This window comes from Nonomuraea turkmeniaca, from assembly GCF_005889735.1.
Lineage (GTDB): Bacteria > Actinomycetota > Actinomycetes > Streptosporangiales > Streptosporangiaceae > Nonomuraea > Nonomuraea turkmeniaca.
Window position 1 is genome coordinate 1 of record NZ_VCKY01000223.1, and the last position, 17542, is coordinate 17542.

General features: G+C 71.7%; 17 protein-coding genes and 1 pseudogene. 10 read left to right on the plus strand and 8 right to left on the minus strand.

Annotation, left to right across the window (positions count from 1 at the left end; translation table 11 throughout):
- Nucleotides 1-501 precede the first annotated feature (501 nt).
- From scpB to ETD86_RS42715, 5 genes are all read left to right on the plus strand, one after another.
- The gene (gene scpB, locus ETD86_RS42695) at nucleotides 502-1122 is read left to right on the plus strand and encodes an SMC-Scp complex subunit ScpB (RefSeq protein WP_425465694.1); all 621 of its coding nucleotides are present in this window, start codon (nucleotides 502-504) and stop codon (nucleotides 1120-1122) included.
- Nucleotides 1123-1313: 191 nt separating this feature from the next.
- Nucleotides 1314-3092: a pseudouridine synthase gene (locus ETD86_RS42700; RefSeq protein ID WP_138672335.1), complete on the plus strand. Its 1779-nt coding sequence runs from the start codon at nucleotides 1314-1316 to the stop codon at nucleotides 3090-3092.
- A 71-nt stretch (nucleotides 3093-3163) separates the two neighbouring features.
- Nucleotides 3164-3523, plus strand: coding sequence for a chorismate mutase (aroH, locus tag ETD86_RS42705; protein ID WP_138672336.1), 360 nt, complete (start codon nucleotides 3164-3166; stop codon nucleotides 3521-3523).
- A 65-nt stretch (nucleotides 3524-3588) separates the two neighbouring features.
- Nucleotides 3589-4665: a prephenate dehydrogenase gene (locus ETD86_RS42710; protein WP_138672337.1), complete on the plus strand. Its 1077-nt coding sequence runs from the start codon at nucleotides 3589-3591 to the stop codon at nucleotides 4663-4665.
- Nucleotides 4666-4885: 220 nt separating this feature from the next.
- The gene (locus tag ETD86_RS42715; protein WP_211370661.1) at nucleotides 4886-6034 is read left to right on the plus strand and encodes an NAD(P)/FAD-dependent oxidoreductase; all 1149 of its coding nucleotides are present in this window, start codon (nucleotides 4886-4888) and stop codon (nucleotides 6032-6034) included.
- Between the two features lie 118 nt (nucleotides 6035-6152).
- Here the strand turns inward: ETD86_RS42715 and ETD86_RS42720 are convergent, their stop codons facing one another.
- Nucleotides 6153-6347: a DUF2795 domain-containing protein gene (locus ETD86_RS42720; RefSeq protein WP_138672339.1), complete on the minus strand. Its 195-nt coding sequence runs from the start codon at nucleotides 6345-6347 to the stop codon at nucleotides 6153-6155.
- Nucleotides 6348-6509: 162 nt separating this feature from the next.
- Complete coding sequence (locus ETD86_RS42725) at nucleotides 6510-7358, minus strand: glycosyltransferase family 2 protein (RefSeq protein ID WP_246149122.1); 849 nt, start codon at nucleotides 7356-7358, stop codon at nucleotides 6510-6512.
- A 118-nt stretch (nucleotides 7359-7476) separates the two neighbouring features.
- Here ETD86_RS42725 and ETD86_RS42730 point away from each other — a divergent pair, with 118 nt between their 5' ends.
- The 5 genes from ETD86_RS42730 to aspS all read left to right on the plus strand — a co-directional run bounded on the left by ETD86_RS42730 (nucleotide 7477) and on the right by aspS (nucleotide 13169).
- A complete protein-coding gene (locus ETD86_RS42730) occupies nucleotides 7477-8106 on the plus strand; it encodes a TetR/AcrR family transcriptional regulator (protein ID WP_138672340.1) in 630 nt (209 codons plus the stop codon).
- Nucleotides 8103-9464: a carotenoid oxygenase family protein gene (locus ETD86_RS42735; protein WP_138672341.1), complete on the plus strand. Its 1362-nt coding sequence runs from the start codon at nucleotides 8103-8105 to the stop codon at nucleotides 9462-9464. Before ETD86_RS42730 ends, ETD86_RS42735 begins: the two co-directional genes overlap by 4 nt.
- Before the next feature lie 54 nt (nucleotides 9465-9518).
- Nucleotides 9519-10175: a (d)CMP kinase gene (gene cmk / locus ETD86_RS42740; RefSeq protein WP_138672342.1), complete on the plus strand. Its 657-nt coding sequence runs from the start codon at nucleotides 9519-9521 to the stop codon at nucleotides 10173-10175.
- Between the two features lie 40 nt (nucleotides 10176-10215).
- A complete protein-coding gene (der, locus tag ETD86_RS42745; protein WP_138672343.1) occupies nucleotides 10216-11607 on the plus strand; it encodes a ribosome biogenesis GTPase Der in 1392 nt (463 codons plus the stop codon).
- 299 nt (nucleotides 11608-11906) lie between these two features.
- Entirely contained in the window at nucleotides 11907-13169 is a 1263-nt protein-coding gene (aspS, locus tag ETD86_RS42750; RefSeq protein WP_138672344.1) for an aspartate--tRNA(Asn) ligase, read from the plus strand.
- A gap of 8 nt (nucleotides 13170-13177) precedes the next feature.
- On the opposite strand, the gene ETD86_RS42755 is transcribed toward aspS, so the two are convergent.
- The 6 genes and pseudogenes from ETD86_RS42755 to ETD86_RS55970 all read right to left on the minus strand — a co-directional run.
- Complete coding sequence (locus tag ETD86_RS42755; protein WP_138672345.1) at nucleotides 13178-14785, minus strand: MFS transporter; 1608 nt, start codon at nucleotides 14783-14785, stop codon at nucleotides 13178-13180.
- A complete protein-coding gene (locus ETD86_RS42760; RefSeq protein ID WP_138672346.1) occupies nucleotides 14782-15432 on the minus strand; it encodes an LppX_LprAFG lipoprotein in 651 nt (216 codons plus the stop codon). Before ETD86_RS42760 ends, ETD86_RS42755 begins: the two co-directional genes overlap by 4 nt.
- Nucleotides 15433-15491: 59 nt before the next feature.
- Nucleotides 15492-15950, minus strand: a complete 459-nt coding sequence (locus ETD86_RS42765; protein ID WP_138672347.1) for a MarR family winged helix-turn-helix transcriptional regulator — start codon at nucleotides 15948-15950, stop codon at nucleotides 15492-15494.
- A 39-nt stretch (nucleotides 15951-15989) separates the two neighbouring features.
- Nucleotides 15990-16169, minus strand: coding sequence for a hypothetical protein (locus ETD86_RS42770; protein WP_138672348.1), 180 nt, complete (start codon nucleotides 16167-16169; stop codon nucleotides 15990-15992).
- A gap of 5 nt (nucleotides 16170-16174) precedes the next feature.
- Entirely contained in the window at nucleotides 16175-16768 is a 594-nt protein-coding gene (locus ETD86_RS42775) for a 4'-phosphopantetheinyl transferase family protein (protein ID WP_138672349.1), read from the minus strand.
- A gap of 17 nt (nucleotides 16769-16785) precedes the next feature.
- Nucleotides 16786-17542 (minus strand): annotated as a pseudogene (locus ETD86_RS55970) (hypothetical protein); the annotation flags it as partial.

Genomic DNA, 17542 nt, shown 5'->3' on the forward strand with positions numbered 1-17542 from the left:
CCTCCACTCCCCGCCTGGATGACCTTGCCGGGCTCCCTCGTCCAGCCGTCACCGCGGACTCCGGGCGATGACACGGTGGAGGACACGCCGGCCGCTGAGGCCGACGCGGCGTCGGACGACGCGCCGGACGTGGGCTCGCCGGACGTGGGCTCGCCGGACGTGGGCTCGCCGGCCTCCGACCCGGCGGCCAGCCCTTCGGCCGCGGCCCGGGAGGCGGCGTCTTCGGGCGCCGGGCCGGCGGGGCGCGGTGGTGTGGAGTTCGGCGCAACGCGTGTGGCCGAGGACCTGGATGCCGGTCAGGACGTCGAGCCCGGGGGCGACTCTCCGGCCGCGGGCCTGGCGGCGGGGTCTTCGGACACGGCTCCCGAAGCGGCCGGCTCTCCGGCTGCGACCCCGGAGGCGGCGACTTCGGGCGCCGGGTCGGCGGGACATGGGGGGCTGGAGTTCGGCGCAACGCGTGCGGCCGGGGACGGCAGTGCCGGTGAGGACGCCGGCTTCGACGTGACGGGGACGTCAGAGGATGACGTGACCAGGGGGTCGGAGGACGACGATACGGAGGCGGAGCAGGGTAGCGCTGGGGGGCCGACGCTCGAGGCGGCGTTGGAGGCTATCCTGCTCGTTGTTGACGAGCCTGTCGCCGAGGTGACCCTGGCACAGGTGCTGGAGCGGCCCACCCATGAGGTGTCCACAGCCTTGCGGGGGCTGGCGGCGGAATATACCGCTGTCGGACGGGGTTTTGATCTGAGAGAAGTCGCGGGCGGCTGGCGGTTCTACACACGTGCCGACTGCGCGCCGCTGGTCGAGCGGTTCGTACGCGACGGCCAGCAGACGCGGTTGACCCAGGCCGCGCTCGAAACACTTGCGGTCGTGGCCTACCGGCAACCGGTGAGCCGGGCCCGCGTCGCCGCCGTGCGTGGCGTCAACAGCGACGGGGTCATGCGGACGCTCGTCGCCAGGGGGCTGGTCGAAGAGGCCGGCACCGACCCGGAGAGCCAGGCAGTGCTCTACCGGACAAGCACATACTTCCTTGAACGTCTGGGACTGCGGGATCTCAGCGAGCTCCCCGAGCTCGCTCCCTTCCTCCCCGACGACGTGGAAAATCTCGAGGAGACAACAAAGTGATCAACAGGCGAAGCACCCCGTCCGGTGATGGACGCGGTCGTGGACGTACCGGCGGCTCGGGCCGTAGTGCCGGCCGCGACGGACGTCCCGCCTTCCGCTCCGACCGTGACGACTTCCGGAGCGGTTCTCGTGACGACTCCCGTGGCGGCGCTCGACGTGACGACCGCGGCCGTGGGTACGGCCGCGACTCCGTGAGCGACGCCCAGCCCTCTCGCGACTCCCTCCGCGCCGACCGGTCCGGAAGCCGGGCCCGGTACGGCCGGGCCGGCGAGCGCGAGGACCGATACCCGCGTGACGATCGACCCGCACGTGACGACCGTGAGGGTCGCAACACCTCCCGCGGTGACCGCGACTCGTGGCCTCGCGGAGATCGAGACGACCGGAGTTCGGGCGGCGACCGCTACGAGCGTCCCCGCGGCGACCGGGATGGTTACCGCTCCGACCGCCGCGGCGACGAGCGTGGCGGCTCCGGTGGCCAGCGTCGTGATGACCGTGGTGGCTATGGTGCCCAGCGTCGTGACGAGCGTGGTGGCTACAGTGGCGACCGTCGTGACGGTCGTGGTGGCTTCGGTGCCCAGCGTCGTGATGACCGTGGTGGCTTCGGTGGCCAGCGTCGTGATGACCGTGGTGGCTATGGTGCCCAGCGTCGTGACGAGCGTGGTGGCTACAGTGGCGACCGTCGTGACGGTCGCGGTGGCTTCGGTGCCCAGCGGCGTGATGACCGTGGCGGCTTCGGTGGCGACCGTCGTGACGGTCGCGGTGGCTTCGGTGGCCAGCGGCGTGATGACCGTGGCGGCTTCGGTGGCGACCGTCGTGACGAGCGCGGCGCCGATCGGGGCGGGTTCCGCGCCGACCGCAGCGGTCGCAGGGAGACGGACCGCACCGGGCGCGGCAGGGCGACCGACTACAGCGGACGCAGGGACGCCGACTACCGCGGACGCGACAGCAGGGAAGGCGGCTACGGCGGACGCGACGGCAGGGGAGCCGAGCGTACGTCGCGCGGCCCGGCCGGGGATGTCGCCCCCCGGGCCGAGTCCTCGACCCGTGCCCGCTTCGGCAGGCGGGACGGCGATGCCCGTCCCGCCCGCGACACCCGCACCGGCGGCGGACGCGCCCCCAGGCGCGACGACGTGCAGACCGTCGGCAGCCCGCAGCGGGACCGGATCAAGGCGGCCCGCCAGCCCCTCCGCGACCGTAACTTCTACCCCGAGGGCTACACCGACGAGCGCGACACCACCGAGGTGCCGAACGGCGTACGCCTGCAGAAGGTGCTCGCGCAGGCGGGCGTGGCCAGCCGCAGGGCGTGCGAAGAGATGATCGGCGAGGGCCGCGTCACCGTGAACGGCCAGGTCGTACGCCGGTTCGGCGCCAAGGTCGACCCCGCGACCCAGGTCATCCACGTGGACGGCAAGCGCATCCCGACCGCGCCCGACCTGGTCTACTACGCCCTGAACAAGCCCATCGGGGTCGTGTCCACCATGGTCGACCCGCAGGGCCGCCCGTGCCTGGCGGACTTCGTACAGGAGCTGGCTCCGCGGTTGTTCCACGTGGGCAGGCTCGACACCGAGACCGAGGGCCTGCTGCTGCTCACCAACGACGGCGAGCTGGCCAACCGGTTGACGCACCCCAGCTACGGCGTGCAGAAGAAGTACTGGGCCAAGGTGCCCGGGCCGATCCCCAGGGACCTGGGGCGCCGGCTCAAGCAGGGCATCGAGCTGGAGGACGGCCTCGCCAGGGCCGACGACTTCAGCATCGTGCAGGAGCACGGCCAGCAGGCGCTGGTCGAGATCGTGCTGCACGAAGGTCGCAAGCACGTCGTCCGGCGCATGCTGGAGGAGGCCGGGCACCGGGTGATCGACCTGGCCAGGATCGAGTTCGGCCCGGTGAAGCTGGGCCGTACCAAGCCCGGGACCGTACGCGGGCTGTCCTTGAAAGAGGTCGGCGAACTGTACGCAGCCGTAAAGCTGTAATCTGGCCGGAACGCAGGAGCCCGTGCGATTCTCCGCACGGGCTCTCCCGCTATGAGAAGGGGACGAACCAGATGGTGCGGGCGATCCGCGGAGCGATTCAGGTCGACGCCAATGATCGTGACTCGATCGTCGCGGGTACGACGGAGCTGGTCAGCGCGATCATGGAGCGCAACCAGCTGACCACGGACGACGTGATCAGCGTGCTGTTCACGGCCACGCCCGACCTGACGGCCGAGTTCCCCGCGCTGGCGGCGCGGAAGCTGGGCTTCCACGAGGTGCCGCTGATCTGCTGCACCGAGATCGACGTGCCGGATGCGCTGCCGCGCGTGGTGCGCCTGATGGCCCACGTCGAGACCGATCGTCCCCGGGCCGAGATCCAGCATGTCTACCTGCGCGGCGCCGTGGCGCTCCGGCAGGACATCGCGCAGTAAGCGGCTGACAAGCACCACCAGAGACACTCACCTCACCTAACGGCCCGACAAATCAGGACACCGAGATGGAACTTCGTACCGTGCTCGTCGTCGGCACCGGTCTCATCGGCACCTCCGCGGCGCTGGCGCTGCGTAAGCGCGACGTACGCGTCCTGCTCGCCGACCGCGACCAGGGAGCCGTACGGCTGGCACGGGAGCTCGGCGCGGGCGAGGAGTGGGACGCCCAGGAGAAGGTGGACCTGGCGCTCATCGCGGTGCCCCCGGCCCACGTGGCGTCCGAGCTGCTGGAGTTGCAGCAGCACGGCGTGGCCAGGTTCTACACCGACGTCGCCAGCGTCAAAGCCGAGCCCATCAACCGGGCCCAGCAGCTCGGTTGTGATCTGGGGACCTACGTCGCCTCTCACCCGCTGGCCGGTCGCGAGAAGTCCGGCCCTGGCGCCGCGCGGGACGACCTGTTCCTGGGCCGCCCGTGGGCGCTCTGCCCCACGGAGGAGGCCCACCCGGACGCGAAAGCGGCCGTCCTGCGGCTGGTCGAGCTGTGCGGGGCCAAACCGGTCGAGGTGAACGCCGAGGACCACGACCGCGCGGTGGCCGTCGTCTCTCATGCGCCGCACGTGACCGCCTCCGCGGTGGCCGCGCGCCTGGCCGACGCCACGGATGTCGCGCTCGGGCTGGCCGGGCAGGGCGTACGCGACGTCACCAGGATCGCCGGCAGCGACCCTGGGCTGTGGCTCGGCATCCTGTCCGGCAACGCCACCCCGGTCGCCGAGGTCCTCGAAGCCGTCGCGCGCGACCTTGCCGAGGCCGCGACCGCGCTGCGTGCCCTGGCCGAGGGCGACGGCACCGCCACCGGGGAGCTGACCCAGCTCCTCAAGCGCGGCGTGGTCGGCCACGACCGCATCCCCGGCAAGCACGGCGGCCCGGCCTCCTCGTACGCCGTCGTCCAGGTCGTCATCGGCGACCGGCCCGGCCAGCTCGCCCGCCTGTTCCAGGTGTGCGACGAGGTGGGGGTCAACGTCGAGGACGTGCGCCTGGAGCACGCTCCCGGGCTTCCGCTGGGTATCGCGGAGCTGTCCGTGCAGCCCGACGCCGTCACCCCCCTCGCCGACGCGCTGCGCGAACGCGGCTGGCAGGTTCCCTGAGCCACTGCCCTCACCGCTTGTGCCCCGGCAAAGGTGGCATCCGCTCGCGCGTCACGATTCACCCCACGAGTGGGGGCATCCGCTCGCGACCAGGGCTTCGGCCGGTGAGTGACATGTCCGCGGGCCGGCTCGGCTGCGGGTTCGCCGGGGTGTGCTGAGCCGATGTCACATCGGCGCTTCCTCGATACGTCCTCTGGGTTGAATCGAGGAGGTAAGGAAAGTGACCGACATTCTCGTACTCGGCGGCGGCTACACCGGGATCGCTGCGGCCATCAGAGTCGCCGTCAGGACGCGCCGCATCGGTGGCAAGGTCAGGCTGGTGAACGCCTCGCCGCGGTTCACCGAGCGGCTCCGGCTGCATCAGACGGCGGCCGGGGAGACACTGGCGGACCACGCGCTGGAGGAGGTGCTCGCGGGCACCGGCGTCGAGTTCGTCCAGGGCCGCGTGGTCGCGCTGGACGCCGGGCGGCACGAGGTGCGGCTCGACGGCGGGCGCGTGCTCGGCTACGACAAGCTGATCTACGCGCTCGGCACCGCGACCGACGACTCGGTGCCGGGCGTGGCCGATCACGCGTACACGTACGACGACTACCAGAGCGCCGTGCGGCTCTCCGAGCGGCTCGACGGGCTCATGAGCGGCACCGTGGTCGTGGCCGGGGGCGGGCTGACCGGCGTCGAGTCGGCGGCCGAGCTGGCCGAGAACCGCCCGCACCTGCACGTCGTCCTCGTCACCAGGGGCAGGCCTGGCGCCATGATGGGTCCCGGGGCGCGGGCCTACCTGGACGCCACGCTGGCGCGGCTCGGTGTCGAGGTGCGGTCCGGGGCGGACATCACCAAGGTCCTGCCGGACGCGGTGGAGCTGACCGGCGGTGAGCTGATCGAGTCCGACGCGACGCTCTGGACCACGGGAACCAAGGGCCTGCCCGTGGCTGGCCGATCGGGGCTCACGGTCGACTCCCGCGGCAGGATCGTCGTGGACTCCGCGCTGCGGTCGGTGTCCCACCCCGACGTGTACGCCGTGGGCGACGCCGCCGCGGTCAGCCAGCCGTTCGGGGTGCTGCACGGCACCTGCCAGGGCGGCATCCCGACCGGGCTGCACGCGGCCGACTCGCTGGCCGCCACGCTTCGGGGCAGGACGCCCAAGCCGTTCCGGTTCGGGTACATACACCAGCCCGTCAGCCTGGGGAGGAAGGACGCGGCCATCCAGTTCACCCGGCCGGACGACAGCCCGCGGCGGGCGCGTCTGACGGGGCGGGCGGCCGTCGTGTACAAGGAGACGGTGACCAGCAGCCCGATGGTGACGTTCAAGCTGCTCAAGCGGGGTCTGGTGCCGGTCTGGGTGTTCGCGTTGACCGCCGGGCTCAAGTGAGCCGAATGACGCGGCGGGCGTCCGGCGGGGCGTCGGGCACCGGGCCCAGGGTGCAGGGGTGGCGGGCGGTGACAGCGCGGCGGACGAGCCGGTGAATCTCGCCCGCCGCGCCCTCGTGTCACCTCTTGGTGACCGCCTGGCTGACGGCGTTCGGGCCGTCGTACTCGCGGTCCGGCATGGCCTCCAGGGCCTTGACGATGTCGTCGCCGGCGCCGTGGTCGCGCGCGGCCTTGACCAGATCGTCCTTACTGGCGGGATAGTCCACGCCGCTCAGGTGTTTCTGCAGGTCGATCGGATTCGGTGCAGTACTCATAGACGCCTGCTGCCCCTCGTGCACGAGACGTAACGGCGGGATCGGGAGCCGGCCTGCGACGGTGAACCACAGCACGTTACGCAGCCCCACGTGGCGCCTGGCAGGCTCGTCCGGGCTCCACGACGCGCTGGTGATACGCGGTCAGCTCGTCCGACCCGCTGATCACCCATCGGCCCGTTCCAGCCGGCGGCGGGCCCGTTCCACCGCGAGGGGGAGTTCGCGTCGTGCGGCCAGCGCGCGCGGGAACCGCCGCACCGCCGTACGCAGCCCCTCCCAGCCGGCGGGGCCGCCGCGCAGCGCGTCGAAGGAGCGCCGGGCGACCACGCGCCACGGCCGACGCAGCACGGCGGTCAGCACGGCGTTACGCGCCGCCAGCACCTGCCTGCCGCGCGGGTCCCTCGACGGCGACGGATGGTGGTGCGCCACGACGTCGTCCACGTACGCCAGCCCCCACCCCCTCGCCGCCAGATCGACGGCCAGTCGCTCCTCCTCGCCGAAGAAGAAGATCACGTCATCGAATCCGCCCGCGTCCAGGAACGCCTTCCTGCGCACCACCACCCCGCACGCCAGGAAGCCCAGCACGCTCGGCCCCGGCAGATCCGGCTCCACGCCGAGCGGGGAGCTGCTCATCTGCTCCGACACCGGGTCCAGCCGCTCCTCCGGCCCCACCAGCACGCGCGCCCCGAGGACGGCCAGCCGCGGATGGGCGTCCAGCACGTCCGCGGCCCGATCGAGCGCGCCGGGCGCCCACCAGGAGTCGTCGTCCGCGAACGCCACGTACGGGGTCTCGGCCAGCCGCACGCCGACGTTGCGCGCGGGCGCCCCCAGGTTCGTGCCCGCCTCGACGACCTGCACGTCGGGGAAGTGCTTGCGGACGAACGCCGGCGTCCCGTCGGTCGAGCCGTTGTCGACGAGGATCACCGGGCGCGGATGCAGGGGGAGTGAACGGGCCAGCGCCCGCAGCCTGTCCTTGCTGGCCACCACGACCGTGACCCGCGCTCCGTCTGCCACACAAGGTCACTTTCCGGGAGGCACGCCCTTAGTCCTCCGGTACGCCGTTGACATGCGGGCGGGCGTGACGTAGAAAGAGCGGTAACAGTGTTACCGATAAGAAACGGCGTTACCACGCATGACGATCACCGCGTACCAGCGAGCGCAGCAAGAAGGGCAGGACGTTGTCCGGGCGGTCATTCTCGATGCCGCCACGCGCCTGCTCGTCACCGAGGGGCCGGCTGCGCTGACCGTGCGGCGCATCGCCGGCGAGGTCGGCTGCTCCACGAAGGTGATCTACACGCTCTTCGGCGGCAAGGACGGGCTCGGCGAGGCGCTCTGGGTGGAGGGGTTCGGCCGGTTCGAGCGCCGGCTGATCGCGGCGCCCACCCAGGGTGACCCGCTGGCCGACCTGCGCGCGGGCCTGGACGCCTACCGGGACTACGCGCTGGCCGAGCCGGATTACTACCGCGTCATGTTCATGGGCGCCATGCCCGGGTTCAAGCCCGGCGGCGAGGCCGGGCCGGCCGCCCGCAGGACCCTGGACATACTGGTCCGCGCCGTTCAGGACTGCATGGACGCCGGCCTGCTGCGCGGCGGCACCGCCGAGGAGATCGCCGGCCTGCTGTGGATGGCCGTCCACGGCGCCGTGAGCCTGGAGATCTCGGGATTCTTTCACGAGGCCGACGCGGCACAGCGCAGCCGGGCACTCTGCTCCGCGGTGCTGGCTCCTTATCTGCTTCCTCCCGACGATTGGAGCGCATCATGACCACCACACCCTTCCGGGGCGGCTTCGCACCGGTCACCGAGGAGATCACGGCCTTCGACCTCGAGGTCACCGGGCGCATCCCGGCCGAGCTCAACGGCCGCTACCTGCGCAACGGCCCCAACCCGCTCAGCCTTGACGACCCGAGCGCGAGCCACCTGTTCGTCGGCGAGGGCATGGTGCACGGCGTGCGGCTGCGCGACGGCCGTGCCGAGTGGTACCGCAACCGCTGGGTCCGCAACGCCGCCGTCGCCCGGCGGCTGGGCGAGGAGCCCAGACCGGGGCCCACGCACGGCGGCATGGACTTCGCCGCCAACACGCACGTCATCGGGCTGGCCGGGCGTACATTCGCGACCGTCGAGGCCGGTTCGCTGCCGTACGAGCTGAGCTACGAGCTCGACACCATCGGCGCGTGCGACTTCGGCGGCGGCCTGCCCGGCGGGTACGCCGCCCACACCCACGCCGACCCGGTCACCGGCGAGTTGCACGCCATGGCGTACTTCTTCGGCTGGGACCACCACCAGCACATCGTGATCGACGCGACGGGCAAGGTGACGCAGGTCAGGGACATCCCGATCGCCGACGCGCCGATGCTGCACGACTTCGCGCTCACCGAGCGGTACGTCGTGATCTACGACCTGCCGGTCACGTTCAGCATGGCCCACGCCGAGAAGGGCATGCCGCTGCCGTACGCGTGGAACGACGCCCACGGCGCCAGGGTCGGCCTGCTGTCCCGCGTCACGGGTGAGGTGCGCTGGGTCGACGTGGATCCGTGCTGGGTGTTCCACACGCTCAACGCCTACGACGACGGCGACGAGGTGGTCGTGGACCTGGTGAGCTACCCCCAGCGGTTCGTGGACGCGCGGCTCGACCTGGGCGGCACGCCCACACTCGACCGGTGGCGGATCGACCCGGGCGCGGGCAAGGTCGCCCGGACGCGGCTGGACGACCGGGCGCAGGAGTTCCCGCGCATGGACGAGCGGCTCACCGGCCGGGCCTACCGCTACGGCTACACCGCGGCCACCCGCGACCTGACCGACGTGATCTACCCGGCGGACACCGAGCTGGAGGACCTGCCGGACGAGGCGTTCGACAACACGCTCATCAAGCACGACCTGGAGCGCGGCACGCAGGAGTCCCGGCAGTTCGGGCGGGGCGCCTACGTCGGAGAGCCGGTCTTCGTCGCCGCCGGCGCGGCCGAGGACGACGGTTACGTGCTCTCCTACGTCAACAACCCGGCCAGGGGAGCGGCCGACCTGGTGATTCTGTCCGCGCAGGACTTCACCGGCGAGCCCATCGCCACCGTGCACCTGCCGGCCCGTGTGCCGCTCGGGTTCCACGGGAGCTGGATCGTCGACTGAGCCGGAGACGGTACCCTCGTCAAGTTGGACGGAAAACGTGAAGAGGGAGAGACCGTGGGCGGTCTGGTCGTCGCCATGGACGGCCCTTCGGGGTCGGGTAAGTCGAGCGTCTCGCGCGGGGTCGCCCGCGCGCTGGGCCTGCGTTACCTCGACACCGGGGCCATGTACCGCGCGATGACCTGGTGGGTGCTCCAGCAGGGCGTCGACCTGGCCGACCCGGCTGCGATCGCGGCCCGCTGCGGCGAGCCGCGGATCGTCTCCGGCACCGACCCCGACGGCCCCGCGATCCACGTCGACGGCGTCGATGTGGGCGGGCCGATCAGGGAGGCCGAGGTGACCGGCGCGGTCTCCGCCGTCGCCGCCGTTCCCGAGGTGCGAGTACGCCTGGTCGCGCTGCAGCGGGAGATCATCGGCGCCGGCGACATCGTGGTCGAGGGCCGCGACATCGGCAGCGTCGTCTGCCCCGACGCCGCCGTCAAGGTCTACCTGACGGCCAGCCCGGAAGCGCGCGCCCAGCGGCGCAGCGCCGAGCTGGCCGGCACGACGGTGGAGGCGCAGCAGCAGGCCATGGCCAGGCGTGACACCTTGGACTCGACACGCAAGACGGACCCACTCTCGATGGCGGCTGGCGCCGTCGAGCTCGACACCACCGCGCTCACTCTCGAAGAAGTGATCGCGGAGGTGCTGAGATTGGTCAAGGAGCGCACCTGACGCTTGTCGGGTGCGGTACTCACATTAAGGATGAAATTTCGTGACAACGGGGGACTGGGTCGAGGCTGACCTCGACGACCTTGAGATCACCGAGCACGCGGATACGACGCCGCTGCCGGTCGTCGCCATCGTAGGACGGCCGAACGTCGGCAAGTCCACGCTGGTCAACCGCATCATCGGCCGCCGGGAGGCGGTCGTCGAAGACGTGCCGGGCGTCACCCGCGACCGCGTCACCTACGACGCCAACTGGCGCGGCCGCCGCTTCACGGTGGTCGACACCGGTGGCTGGGACCCCGACGCCACCGGCATGAGCCTGCGCATCGCCGAGCAGGCCCAGGTCGCGGTCGAGCTGGCCGACGTGATCGTGTTCGTGGTCGACGCCACGGTGGGCGCGACCGACGCCGACGAGATCGTGGGCTCGATCCTGCGCCAGTCGGGCAAGCCGGTCATCCTGGCCGCCAACAAGGTCGACAACCAGCAGCTGGAGCTGGAGGCCGCCGGGCTGTGGTCCCTCGGCCTCGGCGAGCCGTACCCCGTCTCGGCGCTGCACGGGCGCGCCAGCGGCGACCTGCTCGACGTGGTGCTCGACGCGCTGCCCGAGACGCCGCAGGTCACCTTCGGGGCCGAGCGCGGCCCGGCCAGGGTGGCGCTGCTCGGCAAGCCCAACGTGGGCAAGTCCTCGCTGCTCAACAAGCTGGCGGGGGAGGAGCGCGTGCTGGTCGACCCGATGGCCGGCACCACCCGCGACCCCGTGGACGAGCTGATCGAGCTGGGCGGGCGCACCTGGCGCTTCGTCGACACGGCCGGCATCCGGCGGCGCGACCGCGAGTTGCAGGGCGCCGACTTCTACGCCGCCATGCGCACCCGCGCCGCGCTGGAGCGCTCGGAGGTGGCGATCGTGCTGATCGACGCCAGCGAGCCGCTCACCGAGCAGGACCTGCGCATCATCGGCCTGGTCATCGACTCGGGGCGAGCCATGGTGGTGGCCTTCAACAAGTGGGACCTGGTCGACGAGGACCGCCGCTACTACCTGGAGAAGGAGATCGACCGGCAGCTCGTCCGCACGCCGTGGGCGCTGCGGGTCAACATCTCCGCCAAGACCGGGCGGCACGTGGACCGGCTGGTCCCGGCTCTGGAGAAGGCGCTCGACTCCTGGTCCACGCGGGTGCCGACGGCCCGGCTCAACGCGTTCCTGACCGAGCTGGTGCAGGCGACGCCGCCGCCGGTCCGGGGCGGCAAGCAGCCGAAGATCCTCTTCGCCACCCAGGCGTCGGTCGAGCCGCCCAAGTTCGTCCTGTTCACCTCCGGGTGGCTGGAGGACACCTACCGGCGCTTCGTCGAGCGGCGTATCCGGGAGGAGTTCGGCTTCGCCGGCTCGCCGATCGAGGTCACGATGAAGATCCGCGAGAAGCGGGGCAAGAAGGACAAGTAATCGTTTTGCCGGTGGCTCGGGCGTGACCGTAAGATCGACGGCAAACGTCGAGGGAGACGAGTAGCCGCGGGCCCACGTGGGTCCAGAGAGCCGCCGGCAGCTGCGAAGGCGGCCCCGCGCCCCGCGGGCGAAGACACTCCTGAGTGCGGGGAGGAAATGCCCCGCCGGTCTGACCCCCGTCATCGGGTCGCCGAGGCCGCCCCGCCGTCCGCGGGGCGGTGAAAGTGCGGTGGCACCGGGAGTAACCCTTCTCCCCCGCACTTCCAAGGGATCATGCGCATCCTCTTGAAGGAGCTGTAATGATCTCTCGTGTCATGACCGCGGAGCTCGCCGAGCACGCGGGTCAACGAGTGACGATCGCCGGCTGGGTCCATCGCCGCCGGCAGCTGAAATCCGTGTCCTTCCTCGTCGTCAGGGACCGTACCGGCCTGGCGCAGGTGGTCGCCGGTGGCGACCTGCCGGGCGAGGAGAACGTCGTCCAGATCACCGGCACCGTGGCCGCCGCCTCGCAGGCGCCGGGCGGCGTCGAGCTGGTCAAGCCGGAGATCGAGGTGCTGGCCGAACCTGGCGCGCCGCCGCCGTTCGACCTCTACCGGCCGGTGGTGCCCGCGGCGCTGCCGACCATCCTGGACCACGCGCCGGTCGCGCTGCGCCACCCGCTGCTGCGGGCGCCGCTGGAGATCTCGGCCGCGAGCGTGGCCGGGTTCCGTGAGACGCTCGACCGGCTCGGCTTCATCGAGATCCACACACCTAAGATCGTCGCCTCGGCCACCGAGTCCGGCGCGAACGTCTTCGGCATCGACTACTTCGGGCGGCCCGCCTACCTCGCGCAGTCGCCGCAGTTCTACAAGCAGGCGATGGTGGGGGTGTTCGAGCGGGTGTACGAGGTCGGGCCGGTCTTCCGCGCCGAGCCGCACGACACCGTGCGGCACCTCGCCCAGTACACGAGCCTGGACGCCGAGCTGGGCTTCGTCGCCGACCACCGGGACGTCATGGCGGTGCTCCGGGACGTGGTGGCGGGCATGCTGGAGTCGGTACGCCACCGCGCCGCCTCCGCGGTCTCGTCGCTCGGGGTCGCGTTGCCCGCCGTGCCCGCCGAGATCCCGGCCATCCACTTCACCGAGGCCCAGCGGCTGACCTCCTCGGACGAGCCCGACCTGGCGCCGGCGCAGGAGCGGTGGTTGTCGGAGTGGGCGGTGCGGGAGCACGGGTCGGAGTTCCTGTTCGTCACCGGGTATCCGATGGCGAAGCGGCCCTTCTACACCCACCCCGACCCCTTGCGGCCCGGGCACTCCAACGGCTTCGACCTGCTGTTCCGGGGACTGGAGCTGGTGACGGGCGGGCAACGGCTGCATGCGTACGAGGACTACCTGGCGGCGCTGGGTGAGCGAGGGGAGCCGGTGGAGCCGTACGAGGGGTATTTGCAGGCGTTCCGGTACGGGATGCCGCCGCACGGCGGGTTCGCGCTGGGGCTGGAGCGGTGGACGGCGCGGCTGACGGGCGCCGCCAACATCCGCCAGACGACCGCGTTCCCGCGCGACCTCCACCGCCTGTCGCCGTAGGCGTCCGCTCAGATCGCGTGAGTGTGCTCGGCGCGGCGGGGCATAAGCAGAGCCACCGCCGCGCCGAGCAGGCAGATGAACGCGGTGACGAGGAACATCTCGGTGTATTCGGTGTGCAGCGCCGCCTGCACCTTGGCGGTGTAGTCGGCCAGCCGCCGCTGGTAGGTCTCCGGGTCCACGCCGAACGGCAGCGGCGTGTCCAGATGCGCGGTCAGCGACTGGAACCGGTAGAAACCCCACGCCGAGACGGCCGCGATGCCGATCAGCATGCCCATCATCCTGGCCACCACGACCGCCGCCGACGCCACGCCGTGCTGGGCCGCCGGGCTCACCCGCAGCACCGCGGAGGAGACCGGGGCGATGACCACGCCCAGGCCCAGCCCGGCCACGACCAGGTCGACGTCCACGACGAGACCCGCGCCGGCCAGGTCGAGCGGCCAGCGGCTCATCAGCCAGTAGCCGATCGCCGCGAACGCCATGCCCGCCACCGCCACCACCCGCTCGCCCAGCCTGCGGGCCAGGAGGCCGCCGAGCAGTGCGCCGACGGTCAGCGCGGCCAGGAACCTGGCCAGCACCAGCGCCGCGCCCAAGGCGTCCTCGCCGAGCAGGGTCTGGGCGGTGAACTGGACGAACACCATGGTGACCAGGAGCGCGGCGCCGGCGAGGAAGCTCACGCCCAGGGTGGCCAGCAGCGGGCCCTTGCGGGTGCCTGACAGGTCGAGCAGGCGGACCGGGGAGCGGATCTCCCACCAGACGAAGACCCCGGCCACCGCGGCTCCCACCGCGATCACGGGCAGGCCCCACGGCGGCAGGACGGCCTTGGCCGGGTCGGGGTTGTAGAGCCCGATGACCAGCAGCGCGAGCGCCAACGCCAGCAACACCCCCCCGACGACGTCGACCCGCCCGGTCACGCTCGCCGAGTGACCCGCCGCGCCTGGCGCACCGCCTGGCGCACCGCCCGGCGCACCGCCCGGCGCATCGCCTGGATCAGCCTCCGATAGCGTCGTGCCGGGGGAGGTGGCGCGGCCGGGCACCGTGAGCTGGACCGCGAGCGCCGCCAGGGCGGCCAGGGGGACGTTGATCCAGAAGATGGCGTGCCAGCCGCCCAGCTCCACCCCCGCGACCATGGTGCTGGGGATCAGCGCCAGCAGCCCGCCGTACAGCGGCCCGAGCGCGCTCCCCAGCTCCTGAGCCGCCCCCACCGCACCCAACGCCAGGGGCCGCTCGTGCTCGTCCCACAGGTCGCCGATGAGCGCCATCGTGATCGGCAGCAGCGCCCCGCCGGCCACCCCTTGCACGGCACGCCCCGCGACCACCATCACCTCGCCCGCCGCCAGCGCCGTCAGCACCGATCCGATCGCGAACGCGGCCAGGCAGGCGTGGATGAGCGGCCGCCGCCCGTACCGGTCGGAGAGCCGGCCGAGCAGCGGCATCGCCGCGACGTACCCCAGCAGGAAGCCGGTGACGATCGGCGTGGCCCGCTCCAGATGGTTCAGTGGAACGCCCACGTCCCTGGCGACGTCGATGAGAACGGTCACCACCACGTACGCGTCGAGCGCGGCCAGCAGCACCACCGCGCCCCCCGCGCCGAGCGCGACCCGGCGGGCGGACCTCATCCGGCGGCGGGCGGCGTGATCGTGACCGGCGCGTCGTAGTCGCTGAACGACACCGTCACCGTGCCGTCCTGCAGCGGCAGGCTGGCCTTGGTGAGCCTGCTGGTGGCCTGGTCGACCCAGACCTTGCCGTTCACGCCCTGCGTGACGCCCGGGACGATCTGCCCGACCACCTGGCCGGGGAAGGTGGTGGCGACCCGGTACGAGCCGCCCTCCACCCCCTCGACCTTCGGGTCCGTGGCCGCGGACAGCAGGCTCGCGATGCCCTTGGTCGGTTCGAGGATGACCGACGGGTCGTAGAACTGCGCCAGCTGCTGCCTGGTCATCTTCTGGAAGCCGCCCGTCGGGCCCTTGAAGTGCACGGTGTCCCCGATGAGGGCGAAGGTGACCTCCTGCAGACTGCCCAGGATGTCGATCGTGATCGTCCCGTCGGCGTCACCGGCGGCGGTGAGCCGGCCGTCGGCCTTCTTGACGGGCACCTTCGGCTTGCCCTCCGTGGCGATCGAGAAGGTGGCCGACTTGACCGTCTTCATGGCCTCCGAGGCCTTCTTCATCAGGTCCGGTCCGGCGGGCAACTCGGCCCCGCCGCCGCTCGACGAACACGCCGGCGCCAGGGCGAGAACGGCCACGATCAGAAGCTTTCTGAGCATGCCCGGATCGTAGCGAGCGCCTGGGAACGCCGTGAGCCGTCGCGGATATCGGTTGGGTGTCAGCGCAGCTTCTTGAGATGCTCGACGATCGGCGTGAACGCCGCCTCGATCGCGTTGAGCTGGTCGTCGGTGAGCCGGTCGACGAAGTGCTCGCGCACGCTCGCCACGTGGAACGCCGCCACCCGCTGGATCGTCTCCCAGCCCTCGTCGGTCAGCACCGCGAAGGTGCCCCGCCGGTCGTCCTGGCAGTCCTCCCTGGTCACCAGGCCCTTGGCCTCCATGCGGGAGATCTGGTGCGACAGGCGGCTGCGCGACTGGATCGTCGCTTCCGCCAGGTCGCTCATGCGCATGCGCCGTCCTTGGCTCTCCGACAGGTTGACGAGGATCTCGTAGTCGTTCAACGAGAGGGAGTGCTCCTGCAACTCGCGGTCGAGCCGGTGCATGAGCAGTCGGTGCAGCGCCAGATGCGTGCGCCAGGCACGCTGTTCGGCGGGTGAAAGCCAGCGAGGCGCGCTCATGATCTCCAATCTATCGCACGTCCTCGACCCGGCCGTGGCTCAGGTGGTGAACTCCATGGCGACCGCGATCCCGATGACGTGCATGAGGACAACCAGCACGACGAAGGAGACGAACACGAACTTGGCCGGCCCGTGCTCGAAGGTCTTGCCCTCCTCGAGCGGCTTGCGCTTGGCCATGCGGTCGGCGATTCGCTCCTCGACCGATTTGCGGTAGAACATGCCTTTCAGCCTATCCGCGGGATGGGCAGCCTCCTGACCGGGGCGTCCGCGACGACGGCCACCCTGATGCCGGGTTCGGCGCGCCATTCCAGCAGATGGCGGCCGTCCAGGTCGTCGCCGCCCTCGCCGAGCCGGTCGAGCGACAGCTCGCCGCGTTTGATCAGCGCCTCCTTGCGGGTCCAGTGCCTGATCAGGTCGTCGTTCCCGGTGATCAGCGCACGTTCGCGGGCAGTGAGGACCCGGTCGGCCAGCATCTCGTCCAGCGGGCCCGCCGGCACGCGCTCGGCGTCCACGCCGACCTTGCCGCGCCCGGCCGCGGCGCACACGTACCCGCGGGTGTGGCTGAAGCTGAGGCCCAGCTCGGGGGCTTGTTCGAGGTACGGCCTGCCGTGCCCGGGTCCGTGCACGTCGCAGTGCTGCAGCAGCGTCAGCTCGCCGGGGTCACCGCCGAGCGCGGCGGCGGCGCAGAGCCGGGCGAGGAGGTGGGCGGCGACGAAGCAGGCGCGGTCCTCCGGGAACCTGAACCGGTCCGCTCGCTCTCGCTCCACGTCGGTGAGCCATTCTTCCGGCGCGCGCACCTCGTCCGGGTGGCCGCCCATCGCGACGGGGTCGATGGTCAGTCCTTCTTCTTCGGGTCGCCGGCGTCGAGTTTGTACTGGTCCTCGGAGGCCGCGCCGAGCACGGTCACGTCGTGGACCTTCCAGGTGCCCTTTTCCATCACAAGAGCGATCTTAAGGTGCGAATCCTTCACCGAGCGGATCGCTTCCGAGGTGTTCACCTGCTGGTCGACCACGACGATGGCGTGCGCGGTCGCCTCGTCCACGTCGGCCAGGTACACCTCCCGCACGGTGGCCTGCGAGACTGCCTTGAGCTTCACGATGACCTGGGCCATGGCGCCGCCGAACGCGGTGTCGTAGGTGGCCTGGAAGTCGCCCGTGGCCTGGGCGGTGAGGGTCGCTCGGGTGGTCTGGAGGTCCCGGTAGTCATAGCTGAGCAGGGCCTTGCTGAAGGCGCTCGCCGCCCCGGACACCTCCAGGCGCAGCGCCCGCTCGGCCTCCAGTTTGGCCCGCGCGTCGTCGGCCTGGGCGGCGGCGAACCACTGCAGTACGGCGGTCGCCGCGACGGCGGCCACCAGCATGGCGGCCAGCGCGCCGGCGATGCGGGCCCGGGTCACCTGCCCGACCCGCCGCCCGCCGCCGCTCGCGGCGGGCGTCGCCGCCGGGTCAGCCGTGGTGGCGGAGGAAGGGGTGTCGCCGGCGATGGCGCCGGCATCGGTCGAGGCGGCGGTCTCGGTGGCCGCCGTGGTCGAGGCGCTATCGTCGGCGGCCTCGGCATCCGGCGCACCCGATGCGTCGTCGGGGGCGGGCGTGGTG